We start from the raw sequence: 1,104 nt of genomic DNA, 5'->3' as shown, positions 1-1,104 counted from the left end.
GGTTTTTGGTCGGTTCCCTGGAAAAAACCATCCACACAGGCATCGGCTAACTTTCTATCTTCCTCAGGAGTGCCCACTGGTTCCCCATAGAGCACTAAGGTTTGTCCCAAGGAAGCTTGAATGTTGCTGGCTAGGAGGCACCCTTGGGGATTGAAGTGACTAAATTGACTGGCTGCAACGGTATTCTGGCAAAACAGGGTTAGGTCAAGGGCATAGGTATCATGAATTTTAACCGGATAGACGTGGACGGTTAGGGGAGAGCCTGCTAGTTGCAGTGCTGCAGTGTATTTTAAGGGAGTATTCCCTGGGAGTAAGTCTACGTAATGGCTTGTAATTGCTTTTTGGCTTGGAGGGGATGGTATTTTTTCCGGTAAGGATTTCAGGTCTGGGATACCTAGGGGTTGGCTGAGGTTAGCACAGTGTTGCCACAACTGATCCGCATCCGGTCGCAACTTTTCCAGTTCTTGGCTTAAGTCTTGGCAGAGATGGAAGGCATAAAGGGTGACGCTGGGGTTTTTGAGTCGCAAGGCAGAATCAGTCATCAGCCTTTGGGATTTTTGGGTTTTTCGGTTTCTAGGGGAGTACTCTGACGGAGAGCGTTGCTTAGTTCTTCTATCACGTTCTTTTCATTTTCAGCTTTAGTTTCAGGAGTGGGGACAGTGCCTCCAATTCCCTTCTCACCAATTGGTTCATGATCTGGGAGACTTCTACGTACTTGCTCCAAAGCCCCATTAATTTGTGGTCGTTGTTCGCACCAAGCCAAAATAAAATCTGATATTTTTTCAATATCTTCTGAAATCTTATCTTGGAGAGTTTGTCTATCTTGAGTATTCAACAGGTCTGGATTATCTTTTATTAAATTTGTAAACGCTTCCAGATTTTTTTGTGCAAACGTCATATTAAATCTCCCAAATTTAATCACTATAAACTACTAGTTACCAATGGCAACAAAAGCTGCCCAGTGGTAGGGGTTTTTAAAAGGTTTGTTTAGAGAACCCAGCTTATAAAAAGTGTCACCTAACTGTGCTCGATGATTCCGACTCAAGGGCAAATGGCTTGCCCACTCCTCTAATTCTCCTTTGGTACTATCCCGCAGCCAGAGTT

1 protein-coding gene and 1 pseudogene are annotated in these 1,104 nt (G+C 44.5%); both read right to left on the bottom strand.

Annotation, left to right across the window (positions count from 1 at the left end; genetic code table 11):
* Window positions 1-542, bottom strand: a pseudogene (locus F6K53_RS44720) (hypothetical protein); the annotation flags it as partial.
* On the bottom strand, window positions 542-898 hold the full coding sequence (locus F6K53_RS44715; RefSeq protein WP_293087478.1) for a hypothetical protein: 357 nt from the start codon (window positions 896-898) through the stop codon (window positions 542-544). The gene F6K53_RS44715 and the pseudogene F6K53_RS44720, both read right to left, overlap by 1 nt.
* Between the last annotated feature and the right edge of the window lie 206 nt (window positions 899-1,104).

Origin of the sequence: Moorena sp. SIO4A1, from assembly GCF_010672065.1 — a bacterium.
GTDB lineage: Bacteria > Cyanobacteriota > Cyanobacteriia > Cyanobacteriales > Coleofasciculaceae > Moorena.
The sequence above is the reverse complement of the archived record's forward strand: the minus strand, read 5'-3'. Positions and strand labels throughout refer to the sequence as shown.